At 67.9% G+C, this 17429-nt stretch carries 15 protein-coding genes, 1 tRNA gene and 2 rRNA genes; 10 read left to right on the top strand and 8 right to left on the bottom strand.

The features are described 5' to 3' along the window. The 3 genes from BLR41_RS21390 to ilvD form a co-directional block, all read left to right on the top strand. Positions 1-86, top strand: a 23S ribosomal RNA gene (locus BLR41_RS21390); the annotation flags it as partial. Between the two features lie 128 nt (positions 87-214). Next, a 5S ribosomal RNA gene (rrf, locus tag BLR41_RS21385) occupies positions 215-332 on the top strand. A gap of 185 nt (positions 333-517) precedes the next feature. Further along, the gene (ilvD, locus tag BLR41_RS21380) at positions 518-2185 is read left to right on the top strand and encodes a dihydroxy-acid dehydratase (RefSeq protein ID WP_092632251.1); all 1668 of its coding nucleotides are present in this window, start codon (positions 518-520) and stop codon (positions 2183-2185) included. A gap of 91 nt (positions 2186-2276) precedes the next feature. Here ilvD and BLR41_RS21375 read toward each other — a convergent pair whose 3' ends face one another. From BLR41_RS21375 to BLR41_RS21350, 6 genes are read right to left on the bottom strand one after another with little or no spacing between them, the layout of a single operon-like run. After that, complete coding sequence (locus tag BLR41_RS21375; RefSeq protein WP_092632320.1) at positions 2277-3044, bottom strand: anti-sigma factor; 768 nt, start codon at positions 3042-3044, stop codon at positions 2277-2279. Further along, entirely contained in the window at positions 3041-3661 is a 621-nt protein-coding gene (sigK, locus tag BLR41_RS21370) for an ECF RNA polymerase sigma factor SigK (protein WP_092632248.1), read from the bottom strand. Before sigK ends, BLR41_RS21375 begins: the two co-directional genes overlap by 4 nt. Positions 3662-3691: 30 nt before the next feature. Then, positions 3692-4948 carry an SAM-dependent methyltransferase gene (locus BLR41_RS21365; RefSeq protein WP_218120302.1) on the bottom strand — a complete coding sequence of 419 codons (1257 nt, stop codon included), beginning with the start codon at positions 4946-4948 and terminating at the stop codon, positions 3692-3694. Next, positions 4945-5685: a DUF1365 domain-containing protein gene (locus BLR41_RS21360; RefSeq protein ID WP_218120301.1), complete on the bottom strand. Its 741-nt coding sequence runs from the start codon at positions 5683-5685 to the stop codon at positions 4945-4947. The genes BLR41_RS21365 and BLR41_RS21360 overlap by 4 nt, the downstream gene beginning before the upstream one ends. A 5-nt stretch (positions 5686-5690) precedes the next feature. Next, positions 5691-6971, bottom strand: coding sequence for an NAD(P)/FAD-dependent oxidoreductase (locus BLR41_RS21355; RefSeq protein WP_092632242.1), 1281 nt, complete (start codon positions 6969-6971; stop codon positions 5691-5693). Then, complete coding sequence (locus BLR41_RS21350) at positions 6971-7684, bottom strand: alpha/beta hydrolase family protein (protein ID WP_176798089.1); 714 nt, start codon at positions 7682-7684, stop codon at positions 6971-6973. Before BLR41_RS21350 ends, BLR41_RS21355 begins: the two co-directional genes overlap by 1 nt. A 313-nt stretch (positions 7685-7997) precedes the next feature. On the opposite strand from BLR41_RS21350, the gene BLR41_RS21345 reads away from it, so the two are divergent. Both BLR41_RS21345 and BLR41_RS21340 read left to right on the top strand, forming a co-directional pair. Then, positions 7998-9275, top strand: a complete 1278-nt coding sequence (locus BLR41_RS21345) for an SAM-dependent methyltransferase (RefSeq protein ID WP_092632239.1) — start codon at positions 7998-8000, stop codon at positions 9273-9275. Then, positions 9272-10093: a DUF1295 domain-containing protein gene (locus tag BLR41_RS21340; RefSeq protein ID WP_245694684.1), complete on the top strand. Its 822-nt coding sequence runs from the start codon at positions 9272-9274 to the stop codon at positions 10091-10093. The genes BLR41_RS21345 and BLR41_RS21340 overlap by 4 nt, the downstream gene beginning before the upstream one ends. A gap of 56 nt (positions 10094-10149) precedes the next feature. Here BLR41_RS21340 and BLR41_RS21335 read toward each other — a convergent pair whose 3' ends face one another. Continuing rightward, positions 10150-10983, bottom strand: a complete 834-nt coding sequence (locus BLR41_RS21335) for a phosphatase PAP2 family protein (RefSeq protein WP_092632233.1) — start codon at positions 10981-10983, stop codon at positions 10150-10152. Positions 10984-11289: 306 nt separating this feature from the next. After that, positions 11290-11362 (bottom strand) — tRNA-Lys (locus BLR41_RS21330). A 566-nt stretch (positions 11363-11928) separates the two neighbouring features. Here BLR41_RS21330 and BLR41_RS21325 point away from each other — a divergent pair. The 5 genes from BLR41_RS21325 to BLR41_RS21305 all read left to right on the top strand — a co-directional run bounded on the left by BLR41_RS21325 (position 11929) and on the right by BLR41_RS21305 (position 17356). Then, a complete protein-coding gene (locus tag BLR41_RS21325; protein ID WP_245694682.1) occupies positions 11929-13074 on the top strand; it encodes a L,D-transpeptidase in 1146 nt (381 codons plus the stop codon). Between the two features lie 91 nt (positions 13075-13165). Then, positions 13166-13816, top strand: coding sequence for a DUF6461 domain-containing protein (locus BLR41_RS21320; protein WP_092632230.1), 651 nt, complete (start codon positions 13166-13168; stop codon positions 13814-13816). Beyond that, positions 13816-14523 (top strand): hypothetical protein, encoded by a 708-nt coding sequence (locus tag BLR41_RS21315; protein ID WP_092632227.1) that lies wholly within the window; start codon positions 13816-13818, stop codon positions 14521-14523. The genes BLR41_RS21320 and BLR41_RS21315 overlap by 1 nt, the downstream gene beginning before the upstream one ends. A gap of 150 nt (positions 14524-14673) precedes the next feature. Then, positions 14674-16803 carry an NAD-dependent DNA ligase LigA gene (ligA, locus tag BLR41_RS21310; RefSeq protein WP_092632311.1) on the top strand — a complete coding sequence of 710 codons (2130 nt, stop codon included), beginning with the start codon at positions 14674-14676 and terminating at the stop codon, positions 16801-16803. Between the two features lie 52 nt (positions 16804-16855). Further along, positions 16856-17356 carry a GNAT family N-acetyltransferase gene (locus BLR41_RS21305; protein ID WP_092632308.1) on the top strand — a complete coding sequence of 167 codons (501 nt, stop codon included), beginning with the start codon at positions 16856-16858 and terminating at the stop codon, positions 17354-17356. The last annotated feature ends 73 nt before the right edge of the window (positions 17357-17429 follow it).

Below are 17429 nucleotides of genomic sequence, written 5' to 3'. Positions count from 1 at the left end.
GCAGACGACTGGGTTGATAGGCCCGACATGTACGCACAGCAATGTGTTCAGTGGACGGGTACTAACCCGCCGAACGGCGACACCCCCCCCATCGCCCACACACGCACCACCCGCAAGCACACGCGGATCTCGCCACCACTATACGGCTCCCAACCCAGCCACCACCCCCGATAACTACATACCGGCTGACCCAGTCGGCCCCCACAGTTTTTGGGTCGGTGGCCACAGCGGAGGAGACACGCCCGGCATCCATCCCGAACCCGGCAGCTAAGCCCTCCAGCGCCCCAGGTACTGCACCCCCACGGGTGTGGGAGACACGGACACCGCCGACCCAACCCCCACAATGTGGCCCGGACACCACCACGGTGCCCGGGCCACACCTGTACCCAACCCCAGAAAACCCCACTGCTCCTGGCCTCGGAATTCTTCGTTCTATCCTCGTACCGTGAGTGAAAAGACCAGTTCGACGGAATCAGGGGCCGACCGTGGGGCGGGCCCCGAACAGTCTTCCCGAGCGATGCCGCCCAAACCGCGCAGTCACGAGGTCACCGACGGGATGGAACGCGCTGCCGCTCGCGGCATGTTGCGTGCCGTGGGTATGCAGGACGGCGACTTCGCCAAACCGCAGATCGGCGTGGCCTCCTCCTGGAACGAGATAACTCCCTGCAACCTGTCGCTGCAGCGCCTGGCGGGAAGCGCCAAGGACGGAGTGCACGCGGCCAACGGTTACCCGCTGGAATTCGGGACCATCTCCGTTTCCGACGGCATCTCGATGGGTCACGAGGGGATGCACTACTCGTTGGTGTCGCGCGAGATGATCGCGGACTCGGTGGAGACCGTCATGCAGGCCGAGCGACTCGACGGTTCGCTGCTGTTGGCGGGCTGCGACAAGAGCCTGCCCGGAATGCTCATGGCCGCGGCGCGACTGGATCTGGCGTCGGTGTTCATCTACGCGGGATCCATCCTGCCGGGAAAGGTGGACGGGCGCGAGGTCACGATCATCGATGCCTTCGAAGCGGTGGGTGCCTGTTCACGGGGACTCATCCCACGTTCGGAGGTCGATCGCATCGAACGCGCGATCTGCCCCGGCGAAGGGGCGTGCGGTGGGATGTACACCGCGAACACGATGGCTTGCGCCGCGGAGGCGTTGGGGATGTCGTTGCCGGGTTCGGCGAGTCCCCCATCGGTGGACCGTCGTCGTGACGCGGGTGCCAGGGCCGCGGGTGAAGCCGTGGTGGGCATGCTGGAGAAAGGCATCACCGCCCGCGACGTGTTGACGAAGGAAGCCTTCGAGAACGCTATCGCGGTGGTCATGGCGTTCGGCGGTTCCACCAACGCGGTGCTGCACCTGCTTGCCATAGCGAACGAGGCGGGTGTCGAGTTGACCCTGGAGGACTTCAACCGGGTGGGTGACCGTACCCCACATCTGGCCGACGTGAAGCCGTTCGGCGAGTACGTGATGACCGCGGTGGACCGTATCGGCGGTGTCCCCGTCGTGATGAAGGCGCTGCTGGACGCGGGACTCATCCACGGTGACTGTCTGACCGTGACCGGTCGCACCGTGGCCGAGAACCTCGCCGAACTCGAACCCCCGGAGCTGGACGGTTCGGTGATTCATCGGCTCTCCGACCCGATACATCCCACCGGCGGACTGACGGTGCTGCGGGGTTCGCTGGCCCCGGAAGGCGCCGTCGTGAAGAGCGCGGGATTCGACACCGCACGTTTCGAGGGCACGGCCAGGGTGTTCGACGGCGAGCAGGCCGCGATGGACGCCGTGGAAAACAACACCCTGAGCGCCGGAGACGTGGTGGTCATCCGTTACGAGGGCCCCAGGGGCGGTCCGGGCATGCGCGAGATGCTCGCGGTGACCGGTGCGATCAAGGGTGCGGGCCTGGGCAAGGACGTGCTGCTGCTCACCGACGGGCGGTTCTCCGGGGGTACGACCGGATTGTGCATCGGCCACGTCGCACCGGAGGCCACCGACGGTGGCCCGATCGCGCTCGTCGCCGATGGCGACCCGATACGGCTGGATCTGGCGGATCGGAAACTGGACCTGCTGGTCTCCGACGAGGAGTTGTCGCGTCGCAAGCAGCAGTGGCAGCCGCCGGAACCGAAGTACCGCAGTGGCGTGCTGGGCAAGTACGCCAAGCTGGTCGGCTCCGCTGCCGACGGCGCGGTGTGCTGACCTGACCGGTGTCCCCCGTGCGTTTGGCCAGCCGGGGACCGTGCCGGAAATCCGACGCGATCCCCGGCTGGCTGTCGGGGTGCCGGGTGGATCAGGTCGGCATGCTCATCTCGAGCAGCGGATCGGTGGAGGGGTGTTCGCTGCCGCCCGCCGGCTCCACGGTTATGCCGATGGCACGGGTCTCTGGCGGGATCTCGGCCATCATCGCCGACATGTTGCCGCTGGGAACCTGCCGTAGCAGCCCGGCCGACTTCGCCCCGTAATCGCCGAGGAACCACAGTTGGTAAACCCGCTCCGGCGGTGCGGGCTCCATGCCGGAGCCCAGGAACATGACTTTGTCCATGCGTTCGGACATCACCGTGACGGCTTCCATGCCCCGCGCACTGGTGGTGGCGACCTTGGCGTCGGGGGCTCGGACGAGTCGCTCCACCGCCGCGTCGCGATCCGCGCGTGCCTGCTGCAACTCCTGTTGGGTGTTCCACGCCAGCGCACCGAAACCGGCGGCCAGCACGACACCGACGATCGCCGCGGCAGTCGCCAGCCGCGTGCCCCACGAGGCACGACGGTTCGCGTCCCGATCGCCCCGAGGGCCGTGACTCCCGCGGCGCCTCGGGCGTTCCGCGGTGGCGGGAGACTCCTGCCGGGTGTGTGCGACTTCCGCCAGTACCCGTTGCTTGAGCTCGCCCGGCGGATCGACCGCGGTGGTTCTCCCGAGGAAGGCGGTCGTCTCCTCGAGCTGACGAACCTCTTCCGCGCAGTCCGCGCACGAGGCCATGTGCCGTTCGAAGGCCACCCGCTCGGTCTCGGAGAGCGCGTTCGCCACATAGGCGCCGGTGAACGTGGCCATGTCGGTGTTCATTTGCTCACCCCCAGGCAGTCCCGGAGTCGGATCAGCCCGTCCCGCAGCCGCGTTTTCAGCGTGGAGGCCGGGGTGCTCAGCAGTCCCGCCGCTTCCCGATAGGTGTAGCCACGGTAGTAGGTCAGCATCACCGACTCACGTTGAATCTCGGTCAGTGTGGAGAGGCACTTGCGTACCTGCTGCTGTTCCCAGCGGGATGCCACGGTCTCCGAGACCTCGTCGAACGGGCGGCTCTGCTCCCGCGAGCCCGCACGGCTCTCCCGGTCGGTGGTGGCCTGTGCCGAACGCACGCGGTCCACCGCGCGGCGGTGTGCCAACGTCAGTACCCAGGTGAGCACGCTGCCCTTGCCCGGGCGGTAGTGCGTGGCGCTGCGCCAGACCTCGACCAGGACTTCCTGCGCGACTTCCTCGGACTGGGCCGTGTCGCGCACGATGCGCTGCACCAGCCCGAAGACCGAACCGGCGATCAGGTCGTAGAGCCGCTCGAAGGCCTGCTCGTCCCCCTTCGCCACTTCGGCGAGCAACGCCGCGGGGTCCGGGCCGTGCTCCGAGGCCTCCTCCAGTTCCTCGGAATCGCGCAACCACCGTTTCGATCGGTGACTCGCGGGGTTCTCCATCGCGCCGCTCCTTTCTGCGCGTTACCCGCTCTACCGGGCACCGTCGGTGGTGGGTTTGGCGAAGGCGAGCTGCCACACGTCCAGATAACGTGCGCGGAATCCCGCTTCACTGTATGCCAGGTAGAACTCCCACATGCGCCGGAACCGCTCGTTGAATCCGAGTTCGGCGATGTGCTCGCGCTGCCGGGTGAATTCCGCGCGCCATTGCCGCAGGGTTTCGGCGTAGCTTTGTCCGAAAGCGTGTCGTTCCACAGCGTCAATCCCGGTGTGATCGGACACGATGCGCTCGATAGCCGGGATCGAGGGCAGCTGTCCGCCCGGGAAGATGTACTTGTGGATCCAGGTGTAGGAGTCCCGGGTTGCCAGCATCCGTTCGTGCGGCATCGTGATCGCCTGGACCACCGCCCGACCGCCGGGCAGCAGCAGCCGGTCGAGTGTCGCGAAGAACCTGTCCCAGTACTCCGCCCCGACGGCTTCGACCATCTCCAGGCTGATAACCGCGTCGAATTCGCCGGAGGCCTGCCGGTAGTCGCGCAGCTCGACATCGACACGATCGCCCACCCCCGCCTGCTCGACTCGCTCCACGGCGAGCGCACGCTGTTGTTCCGAGAGGGTCAGCGTGGTGACACGTGCGCCGCGCAACGCGGCTCGGATCGCCAGCGATCCCCAGCCGCCGCCGATCTCGAGCAGCCTGGTCCCCTCCACCACCCCGGCTGCGTCGAGTGCCCGGTCGAGTTTGCAACGCTGCGCGGTCGCCAGATCCGTGATGCCCGGTCGGAACAGGCCCGCCGAGTAGGTCATCGTCTCGTCCAGGAAGGCGGCGAAAACCTCGTTCGACAGGTCGTAGTGCCGTTGTACGTTGCGTGTCGCCCCGGTCGTGGTGTTGCGCTCGTCCGCCGGTCTGGAGGCGTCCACCCAGCGGCGCAGGGACTGCAGCGGGCGCGGCACCAGTACGGAAAGCCGCTGTGCGAAGGGGGTCAGCAGCGCGGCCGGATCGGGACTGTCCCAGTCCTCGACCATGTAGGCCTCGCCGAAGCCGATCTTGGCGTCCGCCCCGAGCCGGTGGAAGAACGCCTCGGGGCGGATCACCCGCATCAGGGGAGCGTCCGGTCCGCCCGCGCCGAGACGCTCGCCGCCCGCGAGCACCACACGCACCGGCAGACCACGTACGGCGTGGCGGAACAGTCGTTCGGCCAGCCTGGCGCGCATCGGGGAACGCGGCGGTCCGTCCACGGCGTCCCACACCGCCACGCTCGCCGGGGCGGGTAACGACATGGCAGTGGTCATCTGACACCTTCCTGGTGAACATGGGGGGTACGAGGGTTCGGTGATCGTCCGCGCAGCCACAGCGAGATCCCGTGTGCGCGAATCATGGCCGCCACCCGCTGCGGCACCAGCGGATTGCCGAGCAGCAGCCGCGCGAGCCGCCGCGGTTCCGCCGGAACCCGACGACCGTGCATTTCCGCCGTGAACAGCGGTTTCCCCGCTTCGTCGTGCAACCGGACGCGCACGTCCACCCGTTCACCCGGGTAACCCAGCCGCATCTCGTAGCTTCCCCGTTGCGGCAGGAAGGGCGAGACGTAGAACCGTTTGGTGACCGTGGCGTACCCGTGTGGATCCGGCCGAAGCAGGTAGCAGTGTCGCTCTCCGTAGGTGTTGTGGACCTCGGCCACCACGCATGCCAGTTCCCCGTCGGGACGGTGACACCAGTAGAACGTGACGGGGTTGAACACGTAGCCCAGCACCCGTGCGTGGGCCAGCATGAGCACTCGGCCGCCTTCGAGGTCCACACCGTTGCGGGAGAGCCAGTTGTCCAAATTGGCCCGGATGGTGCGGTGTGGAGACCCGAGGTGATCACGTGCTTCGAACCGCGCGAACGGTCGCAGCGGTAGCGGCAGCCGTGGCAGGTCGTCCAGATCCACCAGCCAGGTGTAGAGCCGGTGCCGGAACCCGTCGTTCGGTTCGGTGTGCCTGGTGTGGCCCACCGTCACGTCGTACAGGGCGGCTGAGTTCGGATCGCTCATCCGGCTCACCAGTCCGCGCCCAGTGCGGCAGCTGCACGTACCCCCGAGGCGCAACCGTCCTCGTGGAAGCCCCATCCCTGGTAGGCACCCGCGAACCGGATGCGGTCATCGCCGATCTCGTCCAACCGCTGTTGCGCGGCCACCGCCTCGGGCGTGTAGATCGGGTGCCGGTAGGTCATGCGCGCCAACACGTGGTCGGGGCGGACCCGTTCACCGGAGTTCAGCGAGACCAGGTAGTCGTTCGGCTCGGCCAGCCGCATCAGGCGGTTCATGTGGTAGCTGATTTGTACTCCGCTCCCGGCCCGGTCGCAGGAGGGCATCGTGTAGTTCCAACTGGCCACGGCCGCCGAGCTGCGCGGCAGCACCGTGGCGTCGGTGTGCAGCAGGGTCTCGTTCTCGCTGTAGCCGAAGGCTCCCAGCAGTTCCTTCTCCAGCGGTTCCGGATCGGCCAGCATCTCCAGGGCCGTGTCCGCGGGGCTGGCCAGCACGGCGTGCCGTGCCCGGTGCCGTTCTCCCGCCGCGTCCCACAGCGTCACCCCCTCGGTGGTGCGGCGGACCGTCCGTATCGGAGTGCGGGGGCGCACCGCGTGCAGCCGCTCGGCGATGCGCGTCACGTACTCCCGGGACCCCCCGGGGACGAACCGCCAGCTCGGTGAGCCGCGCACGCTCAGCATTCCGTGGTTGCGCAGGAAGCGGAACAGGTAACGCGCCGGGTACTGGCCACTGCTGACCCCGTCGGCCGACCAGACCGCGGAGACCAGCGGGAGTGCGAAGTGGTTGACGAAGTACTCCGAGAAGTTCCCCTGCCGGAGGAAGGTTTCCAGTGTGGGCACCGACTCGTCCGCCACCGGTGTGTCCAGCAACGAGTTGGCTCGTCGGTGAAACCGCATCACTTGCCCGAGCAGGTTCAGGTAGGCCGGGTTGCCCAGGTTGCGGAGTTGGGCGAACAGTCCGCGTAATCGTTTCGCCCCGGCGTACTCCAGGCCGCATCCCTCGCAGCGCACGCTCATCGACATCTCGGTGGGCCGTGTCGCCACCCCCAGCTCCTCGAACAGCCTGCACAGCTGCGGATAGGTGCTCCGGTTGTGCACGATGAAGCCGCTGTCCACGGGTATCCTTCGTCCGTCGGGGGTGGGCACGTCGTGGGTGTGCGCGTTACCGCCCAGCCGGTCCGACGCTTCGAACAGCGTCACCTCGTAGTGCCGTTGCAGCAGGTACGCCGCCGTCAGCCCGGAAACCCCGGAACCGATGACGGCCACTCGCGGTCGGCCGGTTCCGTTGTCCATCACTGCCCTCCGGGGTGGCCTTCGATGTGGGACGGTGCCCTGCCCGTGGAGCGGCTCGGCCCGACCTCGGTCACGAACTCGCGGGCCAGTCGGGTCCACTCCCGGTGGCGACGCAGCATCGCGTGCCCGCTGCCCGGAACCAGCCGGTACCGCGTGGTGTGGCCGGCGCGATCCGCCCGTCGTGCGTACTCGGCGGAAGCGTGTGCCGAGGTGATGCCGTCACGATCGCCGTGCGCGAGCAGCGTTCGGGTGCCCGCGAGCTGCTCCACCGGATCGGACGGTTCGAGCCACGGCGCCAACGCACAGACGTCCCCCACGCCCTCCTCGCCCGCGAGCAGCAGGGCCGCGCGTCCTCCCATCGAGTGCCCCACCAGCACGATCCGGGCGTGCGGCGAGCGCCGCCGGATCTCCCGCAGCGCCCAGCGGGCATCGACCACCGGATCCCGGTCCGGCTCGTTCCACCCGCGCAGTCGGTTCCGCAGCAACCACACCGCCGGTGCTCCACCGTGCCGGCGTGCCACCCGCAGCGCGAGCCACCCCATGCGCAGGTAAGCCAGCCGCCATGGGCGCATCGGTTCCTCGCTGCGAGAGCGGCCACCGTGCAGCACCAGTACCGCCACGTCCGCCTCGACGGCTTGCCGGAGGTTGTGCAGTACGGCCCCGGGTTTCTCCCCAGCCCGGATCACCCGATCGGCTGCTTCGTGATCTCGCATATCCGTTGTTCGGAACCGCCCGGTGCCGGGGTTGGTCGGTGTGGCGGCCCACACAATCCGCGGGTGCGGGCGGTCGCTTTCGCTCTCGGCCGCGAATCACCGAAAGCGCCGCACGACGTGCCGATGGGGCACAGCGCGTGCGGCACTTGATCACGACGATCGTGTGGGAGGTCGGGTGTTACGAATTCGTAGGGGGTCCTCCGCGTTGTTCCGGAGCCCTGTCCGAGGATGGAGCAGGCGCGCACGGGCCACGCCGTTCGTCCGGGCCGGCCGGATCCGAAAGCAGCGGCCTACGGGTGGCGGCGCCGGCGGGGTGGCGGACGATATCGCCGCTCTGGTGGAGCGGACGCTCGGTGTGGAGCTCCCGTTGGGGCTCAGCGCCTGGGACGGCAGCAGTCAAGGACCGTCCGGCAACCCCCGGGTGCTGCTCCGCAGTCGGCGCGCGGTGCGTCATCTGCTCTACCGCCCGGGTGAACTGGGACTGGCCCGAGCGTTCGTCACCGGCGATCTGGACGTGCACGGCGATCTCACCGAGGCACTGCGGCGTTGCTGGGCGCTCGGGAGACGCGAGGGCGTGACCGTTCCCCGGCTCGGTCCAGGGCATTGGTGGGGACTGGTGCGGGACGCCGCCCGTCTGGGAGCTCTCGGGCCCCGTCCCACCCCTCCGGGCAGTGAGGCGCGTCCTAGCGGCAGGCTGCACAGCAGACGACGTGATTCCCAGGTCATCGCGCATCACTACGATCTGGGCAACGAGTTCTACGGGCTGTTGCTCGACCCCAGGATGGCCTATTCCTGCGGATACTGGCCCGAGGACGGCACCGAGCGCACGCTGGCGGCCGCACAGGAGGCCAAGCTCGACCTGATCTGCCGCAAGCTCGGACTGGACAGCGACACCCGACTGCTCGACGTCGGTTGTGGTTGGGGTTCGCTGCTGCTCTACGCGGCCGAGCACTACGGTGTCTCCGGTACCGGCGTGACCCTCTCGGCGCAGCAGGCCGATCACGTCCGACGCCGCGCGCACGAACTCGGGCTGGCGGAACTGGTCGAGGTTCGGCGGTGCGATTATCGTGAGCTGGCGGTTCCCGACTCCGGGGAGTACGACGCGGTGGCTTCGGTGGAGATGGGGGAGCACGTGGGTTCGGCCAACTATCCGGATTTCCTCGCCACGCTGCGCCGTATGCTCCGGCCCGGCGGCAGGCTGCTGCTGCAGCAGATGTCGCGCGGTGATTCGGCGCCCGGTGGGGGTGCCTTCATCGAGTCCTACATCGCGCCGGACATGAACATGGTTCCGATCGGTGCGACGTTGTGGAAGCTGGAACGCGCCGGGTTCGAGGTTCGTGACGTGCAGGCGATGCGCGAGCACTACGTGCGCACGGTTCGAGCCTGGTTGCGGACCATGCTCGACCGGTGGGACGAGGTGCTCGCACTGGCGGGTACGGAACAGGCCAGGGTGTGGTGGCTGTACCTGGCAGGTGGCGCGCTGGCCTTCGAGGAGAACCGGATGGGAGTGCACCAGATTCTCGGGGTGCGCCCGCACGAGGACGGTTCGGTCGACACCGGCACCCTCGCGTTGCCCGAGGTTCGACGTTGACCCCGGGAGCAGTGGCCGGAGTGCTCGGCATCGGGCTGGGGGTGGCGTGGGCCACGGTCACCGTCACGTTCCTGATAGCGCGCCGGCGGAATCGCTACGACACCATCGACACCGCTTGGGGCGCCGGTTTCGCGCTGATCGCGGTGTGCGCCCTGTCGCTGGTCCGGCCCGCCTTCGGGGAGGTTGCCCCGCCCGGCGTCGCGGGTTGGCTGGCCGCGGTGCTCACAGTCGTGTGGGGAGTGCGGTTGGCCCTGCACCTTCACTTGCGTAACCGGGTCAAACCGGAGGATCCCCGCTATCGGGAGATGCTCGCCAGAGCGCGCAGGTTCCCGGCCGGGCGGATGTACTTCCGGGTGTATCTCACCCAGGCCTTGGTGATGTGGTTCGTCGCTCTTCCGGTGCAGCTCGCCCAGTTCGGCGGTTCCGCCCGCCATCCCCTGTCAGCCGCGGCGCTCTGGGTGGGGCTGTTCGTCTGGCTGGTGGGTTTCGCCTTCGAGGCCGTCGGTGACGAGCAGCTGCGCAGGTTCCGCAACCGACCGGAGAACGCGGGGGCGGTGCTTCGAACGGGGCTGTGGCGCTATACCCGTCATCCGAACTACTTCGGTGATGCCTGCGTGTGGTGGGGGCTGTATCTGATCGCCTGTCACCATCAGATCGGCGTTTTCACGCTGCTTTCACCCGTATTGATGACCTGGCTGTTGGCTCGTGGCAGCGGCAAACCGTTGCTGGAACGCGACATCGCCGAACGCAGGCCGGACTACGCGGACTACGTACGGCGAACCAGCGGGTTCGTGCCGTGGCCGCCGAAGCGTAGCTGACGCCAGCGCCGCGGTGTTCGGCGTTCCGCTCGTTCCCGGCCGGGGTTGATCCCGGCTCACGTTTCGTGGCGCCGATCCCCCTCGGGGGGATCGGCCTTCCGCTCCGCATCGCTTCGTTTCGCGCGCTCCACCAGCCTGGAACGCAGCGGCGCCAGCTGCAGCGACAGGGTGTGGAGGCTGACGAGCCCGATCGTGAAAATTGTTCCCAGAAGCCAGCCCGCCACGACGTCGGAGGGGGAGTGCACCCCCAGCACCAGCCGGGAGAATCCGGTGATCAGCATCAGCAGTATCCCCAGAGTCACGACGCCCGCGCGTGACCAGCGCCCGCGCAGGACTCCCAGCAGCAGAATCGCCAGCATCAGGTAGACCGCCGCGGAATGTGCGGAGTGCCCGGAGGGGAAGGCGAAGCTGTCCTCGGTGGCCGCGTTGGGGGCCGGGACCGGTCTCGGACGCGCGATGGTGAGTTTGAGCAGGAAAACCGTCAGTGCCGTTCCGCCGGAGGTCAGCACCAACAACATCGGACGTCCCCAGCTGTGGGTCGTGGTTCCCAGCCAGACGGCTGCGATGACCGCCGCGGAGAACACCACCGCTCCCTCACCCAGGTAAGTGATGACGTTGAACGCCGCGATCACGGTGGGGGTGCGCAGTTCGGCGACCATCTCCAGGAGCCGACGGTCCAGACCGAGGATCGCGCCGTGTTCGTAGACCTGCTCCGCGAGCTCGCCGAACAAGTTGATCCCCGCCACCACGAGCAGCAGTCCAAGCGCCGGGGTGAACCAGGGATACCAACTCGCGAGGTCACGCCAACTCGCGTGCGATTCGGGGAGACGTTCCTCGCGGTCGTGCCCGTCACCGGAGCGCGGGCCCTCGCCGGTGGGGACCATTGGCATGGATCACACTCCCGGCCGTTGTCGCCGTGATTGTTCGTTCCCCGTGAATTCTACGTGCGCTCGGGCTTTCGAGCCCGGGTGTCGGGCGAGAGGTATTCCGGTGGCGTGACGTGTGGCACGGAATCCGGTGAATTCGCGATTGTCGACGTATCGGGAGCCGTCTCCCGGACGGAGAGGCAGGAATCGTTCGGCGGCGGAAGCGCTCGACAATCCGCCCCGGGGGCGATCGACTTCGTTCCGGTCGGGCTCCGGTTGGGAATGTTTCCCACACGAAAAAGTCCCAAGCCTGCTGACTTGGGACTTCGGTGCGCCAACAGGGACTCGAACCCCGAACCCACTGATTAAGAGTCAGTTGCTCTGCCGCTTGAGCTATTGGCGCGTTGCCGTGTGAAATTTTCCGCCTCGCTCGAAATTCCCTCTCGCGTTGGCGACAACACAAACTTTAGCACGGTTGCCGGGGCTCTGATTCGAGGGGGGTCGATTGCGTGTCGCGGACGTTGTGCGCTGCAACTTCGTTGTCTCTTCGCTGGGCCGGGGGGTCGGCGGGCTCTTCCGTGCGTGGGTGATGGAGCGGCCTGTCACGGGCGGTGCTGCTCGTCGCCCGTGCCGTCGTTCGGGTGGTCGGCTCCTCGCCACGGTCTCCGTGCGCGATCAGCTCGATGGCCGGGTGAGGTTACGGAAGTACTACGGCTGTGACGCGATGACAACCCTTTCGAGTGAGAAGGCGTCATCCTGGACAGCAGTTGTGCGGACTCACGTTTCGCCGTCCAGTACGGGGCCTTCCGGTACGAGGCGGCGCCGGGTGAGCCTCGAACTCACGGGGGACACGACTGTGGGGAATGGTGAATCGAGCGGAACGGAAAGCCACGGATGGAACTGTTGAGTCGCTCTTCCGGGGGATCCATGGTTTCCCCACGGCAAAAACTTCGAACGACCCTGCTCGGCTTGGTCGCGTTACTGGTCGCCGGGTGCGGCACGGGGGCGGGTGGTGATGCCCGCACCCCGACCTCGGGAGGTTCGGAGCCGAGCAGCAGCGGCCCGCCCGCGATCGAGTTCACCCCGAAGTCGGGAGTCTCGTCCGCGTCTCCGGTGGGTGAGATCGGGGCACGGGCGAAGAACGCCAAGTTCACCGAGGTCGTGATGACCAACGCATCCGGTGAGAAGGTCGAGAGCTCGCTCAAGAACAACGGTCGCAGTTGGTCGGTCCAGGAGCCGCTCGGCTACGGCAAGACCTACGAGGTGGTGGCGAAGGCCACCGGCGCGAACGGCGAGAAACTGACCGAAAGCTCCCGGTTCACCACGCTGACGCCCGAGAACCTCACCCACGTCTCCATGAATCCGCTGGACGGACAAACCGTGGGTGTCGGTCAGCCCCTGGCGTTCTACTTCAGCGAGGACGCGCCGGCTCCCGTCAGGGAACGCGCCGAGAAGGCCATCGACATCAGTACCGACCCGCAGGTCCGGGGTGAGTTCTACTGGTTCGACGACCGCGAGGTGCACTGGCGCCCCAAGGAATACTGGGAACCGGGCACCGAGATCACGATCGACGTCAACGTCTACGGCAAGAACCTCGGCAACGGTGTCTACGGCGAGTCCGACCGCCACGCCACCGTGAAGATCGGTGACGAGGTGATCCTGCGGGCCGACGCGGCCTCCCACCGGATGAAGGTCACGGTCAACGGTGAGGTGAAGCGCACGATCCCGGTCTCGTTGGGCCGCCCCTCCTACCCGTCGCACAACGGCACGCACGTGGTGATGCGCAAGCACGACACCTACATGATGGATTCGACCACCTACGGCCTGGGACTCGACGAGGGCGGCTACCGCACCGAGGTCGAGTGGGCCGTACGGATCTCCAACGGCGGCGAGTTCCTGCACGCCGCCCCGTGGTCGGTCGGGGATCAGGGCGAGCGCAATGTCAGCCACGGTTGCATCAACATGAGCACCGCAGACGCGAAATGGGTCTACGACCTGATCAAGAAGGGTGACGTCGTCGAGGTGACCAACTCCAAGGGCGGGGAGCTGGCCTCCTGGGACGGCTTCGGCGACTGGCAGGTTCCGTGGAGCGAGTGGACCAGTGGCAACAGCTGATCGAGGTCACGCGTTCGGCCTCGCCCCTCGTGTGGGACCGATTCGTCGGAACTCCCACGCGGAACGGCCCGACAGTGATAGGAAATCGGCTGTGGGTAGCGGGAACGCGGAAGTCGATCGGCACGGTTGGATCCACGACAGCGCCGTGCGGGACGCGGCGTGCCTGACCCTGGTTCGGGGCACCGATGTGCTCCGGGTGGCACGAGCCTTCGGAGCCGATCCGGTCCGGGGCAGACCCTGGAACTTCGAGGAGTTCTGCGAGGAGTCCTTCGCCTGCGCGGACAAGCAGTCGCTGATCGGTCTCCGCCGGGTGGGCGGGTGGACACTCGTGGCCGAGGAGAGCCGTTTCGAGGGCCTCCGGCACGACGTGCTCGCCGAGGCCAGTTCCGGCAGCGAACTGGTCTCGGTGTACTGGGACGTCGGTGATACCGGTGGGTTCGCCCACGCCGTTGACGGCGAGGTGCGCACCTGCTTCGAACCCGTGCTGCCCGAGTGCCGCTCCGGAACCCGCCCGGATGATCTGGAGTCGTTACGCGCCGGACTACCCTGGCACGAGGCGGCGCGGGTGCCGCTCATGCTGGCGCTGTCGGCGCGTGTCACGGGATGCGTGCCCGATCCGGAGTGGTTCGCCGGACAGTTCCTGACCTGCCCGGTGGTGGGGACGGGCGGGGAGGTGGTCCCCGGTCCTTCCCCGCACGAGATCGGTTCACTGTTCCACGGTTCGGCGGGATGGAGAGTGTGATGGGCTTGCTGCGTCGGCTGTTCGGGCTCGAACGGCGGGCGGCGAAGGCGACGTCGCGAGAGGGGGACGAGTCCGCCGAGGCCGCCCGGCGCGCGGAGCTGTTCTGGCGTCGTTGGGAGGAACTGCTGCCACAGGTGGGGTCCGCGCTGGGGGACGGGGTGCCGCAACGCGTCGACCACCAGCTCGCGGAAGCGGTCGGGTTGCTGCACCCACGCCTGAACTTCTCGATCGAGCGTGGCCGCGAGGCCATCTACGCCTTGGTGATCACCGCCCAGGCGGATCCCGCACTGCGGGTCTACACCGATGCCTGGAAGGCGGCCGCACCTGCCGCCGATTCACTGTGGGAGTACCACGACGCGGTGCCTCCGGTCCCCGATCCGAGGGAAGTCACCGTCAACCTCCGTGGCAAGCGTTACCAGCTGGACGAGGTGCGTGTCGCGGCGCAGTTCGACAACACCAGGAACCTGATCGACGTCGCGGTCCACCACCCCGACTTCTCCGAACTGGCAGAGGAGGAACGGGAGGCACTGACCTTCCTGCCGTTGCACGCCGCGCTGGGCGAGAGGTTGGCGGCCGATCGCCTCGGTAGGGTCGAGACGGCCGAGCTGCTCCCGGCGAACGCCGTCGATCTGGTCTCGTTCCGCGAGCGGGTTCGTGCCTTCGACACCGAGAAGACCGATTCCGCCGAACCGGACACCGAGCAGTAGCCGGGTGCTGCACCGGTCGAACGCGCCGTTGTCGGTGGTGCTGGTTAGTCTCGGGACGTGACCAGGGAACGCACGCACGAGCACGCCGCACCGGACGCCGCCGCTTCGCGGGAGGCGCGCCCCTCGGACCCTCGGGCCGAAGAGGCTGGGATCGAAAAGTCCGGGGCCGAGCCCGCGCCCGATGCACGGGCCGAGGGACTCGAAGACGTTCCGCGTGAGAGCAGGCAGCGCCACGAGGAGCTGGTGGAGCAGGTGCGTTTCCACCAGTTCCGGTACTACGTGCTCGACGCTCCGGTGATCACCGACGGCGAGTTCGACGAACTGTTCGTCGAGTTGCAGCGGCTGGAGGACGAACACCCGGCGCTGCGCGCCCCGGACTCGCCGACGCAGGAGGTCGGTGGCACCTTCTCGACGGAGTTCACCGCCGTCGACCACCTGGAGCGGATGCTCAGCCTGGACAACGCCTTCGACGTCTCCGAACTCACGACCTGGGTGAACCGCGTCGAACGGGAGACGGGTAGCCACCCCGCCTTCCTCTGCGAACCCAAGATCGACGGTCTGGCCGTCAACCTGCTCTACCGCAACGGCAGGCTGGAACGGGCGCTGACCCGCGGGGACGGGAGGACCGGCGAGGACGTGACACTGAACGTGCGCACCATGCGGGACGTGCCGGACCGGCTGACCGGCAGCCCGGAGTATCCGGTCCCGGAACTGGTCGAGATCAGGGGTGAGGTGTACTTCCGGCTCGACGAGTTCGCCGAGCTCAACGCCTCACTGGTGGACGCGGGCAAAACCGCTTTCGCGAACCCGCGCAACGGTGCCGCCGGTTCGCTGCGGCAGAAGGATCCGCGGATCAGCAAGCAGCGCCCGCTCCGGCTGATCTGCCACGGCCTCGGCAGGCGGGACGGGTTCGAGCCCCCCACCCAGTCGGCGGCCTACGAGGCGCTGCGCACCTGGGGGCTGCCGGTCTCTCCGCACACCGTGGTGCTTTCCTCGCTGGAGCAACTCACCGAGCACGTTCGTTACTGGGGAGAGCACCGGCACGAGGCGGACCACGAGATCGACGGAATCGTCATCAAGATCGACGACGTGGCCCTGCAGCGCAGACTCGGCACCACCTCCCGCGCCCCCCGTTGGTCCATCGCGTACAAATACCCCCCGGAACAGGCCACCACCGAGCTGGTCGACATCCGGGTCAACGTCGGCCGCACCGGGCGGGTCACCCCGTTCGCGGAGATGAATCCGGTGAAGGTGGCCGGGTCCACCGTCTCGTTGGCCACGCTGCACAACGCCGACGAGGTGCGTCGCAAGGGCGTGCTGGTCGGTGACCGGGTGGTCATCCGCAAGGCAGGCGACGTCATCCCGGAGGTGCTGGGGCCGGTGGTCGATGCTCGGGACGGCGACGAGTATCCGTTCGTGATGCCGGAGACCTGTCCGGAGTGCGGGTGGACGTTGTACCGGCAGAAGGAGACCGACGTCGACATCCGCTGCCCCAACGCGCGTTCCTGCCCGGCACAGCTTCGCGAGCGGTTGTTCCACCTGGCGGGGCGGGGAGCGTTCGACATCGATGTGCTCGGCTACGAGTCGGCCGCCGCGCTGCTCGAGGCCGGGGTCGTCGTCGACGAGGGGGACGTTTTCCTGCTCGACGAGGACAAGCTGCTGCGCACCGAGCAGTTCCGGGCCAAGGACGGGAGCCTGACGGCCAACGGGACCAAACTGCTCACCGGTCTGGAGAACGCCAAACAACAGCCGCTCTGGCGGGTGCTGGTCGCACTGTCCATCCGGTTCGTCGGCCCGACCGCCGCTCAGGCACTGGCGCGCGAGTTCGGGTCTCTCGACGCGATCGAAGCCGCCGCGGAGGAGGATCTCGCCGCCGTGGACGGCGTGGGCGAAACCATCGCGGGCGCCGTGCGGGAGTGGTTCACCGTCGACTGGCACCGCGAAGTGGTCGACAAGTGGCGTGCCGCCGGGGTCCGGATGGCCGACGAGCGGGACACCGCCGTGCCGCGCAACCTGGAAGGGTTGTCGATCGTGGTGACTGGCTCGTTGCCCACCTACTCGCGGGACGAGAGCAAGGAGTGGATCATGAACCGGGGCGGGCGTGCCGCCGGTTCCGTGTCGAAGAAGACCGCTTTCGTGGTGGTGGGCGATGCCCCCGGTTCCAAGTACGACAAGGCGGTCCAACTCGGTGTCCCCGTGCTGGATGAGGAGGGGTTTCGGGTGCTGCTGGAGCAGGGGCCGGAGGCCGCGGCCGGGATGGCACTACAGCCGGAGGGGTGAGCGGTGCGGTCTCCACCACTCGACTGTCGTGGGCGACACTAGTATCGACCGCATGGAAAGCGTGACCATCAGACGGGCGCTGCCCGCCGAGTTCGACACCGTCGGGGAGCTGACGGCGCGTGCCTACCTGGAAGGTGGGCACATTCCCGCCGAGAACACGCACTACCTCACCTCGCTCCGGGACGCCGCCGATCGCGCCGCCAAGGCGGAACTGCTCGTGGCCGTGCAAGGTGACAAGGTGTGCGGCACGGTCACGGTGGCCCGCCACGGCAGCGAGTACACCGAGCTCGCGCGTCCCGGCGAACTGGAGTTCCGGATGTTGGCCGTGGCCCCGGAGGCGGCAGGCAGCGGAGTGGGGGCCGCGCTGGTCGACCGGGTGACCGACTTGGCGGCCGTGGAGGCCTGGGAACGGGTCGTGCTGTACAGCAACCGGACCATGACGGTCGCGCACCGGCTGTACGAGCGGAAGGGATTCCACCGTGTTGCCGAGCACGACTGGGAGCCGTTCGCCGGGGTGCGGTTGCTCGCCTACGCCCTGGACCTGGAGCGGTGAGGATCCGACCGTTCGCTCCCGTCCGTTCGCTCCCGGCCGACGCGTCGGCCGGGAGCTATGTGACTCCGGCACG

The sequence above is a fragment of the Actinopolyspora mzabensis genome (genome assembly GCF_900101095.1).
GTDB lineage: Bacteria > Actinomycetota > Actinomycetes > Mycobacteriales > Pseudonocardiaceae > Actinopolyspora > Actinopolyspora mzabensis.
This window is presented reverse-complemented; position numbering and strand designations above follow the sequence as displayed.